The sequence below is a fragment of the Falsiroseomonas algicola genome, from assembly GCF_011040385.1.
Classification (GTDB): Bacteria; Pseudomonadota; Alphaproteobacteria; order Acetobacterales; family Acetobacteraceae; genus Falsiroseomonas; species Falsiroseomonas algicola.
In genome coordinates, this window is sequence record NZ_JAAIKB010000075.1 from 1 (window position 1) to 316 (window position 316).

Here is a 316-nt window from a genome sequence, read left to right on the forward strand (position 1 = left end):
TCGTGCCGAGGCCGGCAAGCTGCGTGGTGGTCAGCGCCGCGACCTGCGTCGTGGTGAGGCCGCCGGCCTGGGTGGAGGTGAGGCCCGAGAGCTGGGTGGTGGTGACGGCGCCGAGCTGCGTGGTGGTCAGGGCGGCAAGCTGGGTGGAGCCGAGGCCGCGGAACTGGGTCGTCGTGAGGACGCCGAGATCCGTGGTCTCGAGCGCGGCGGCCTGGGTGGAGGTCAGCGCGCCGAGCTGGGCGGAGGTGAGGCCGCTGAACTGGGTGGTGGTCAGGGCGGCGAGGTCGGTGGTCTCCATGCCGCGGATCTGGGCGGT

The 316-nt window shown here is 73.4% G+C and carries 1 protein-coding gene; it reads right to left on the minus strand.

Features of this window, described 5'->3' with window-relative positions:
• A partial coding sequence (locus tag G3576_RS31080; protein ID WP_164698347.1) for a hypothetical protein occupies nucleotides 1–298 on the minus strand: 298 nt, incomplete at its 3' end.
• Between the last annotated feature and the right edge of the window lie 18 nt (nucleotides 299–316).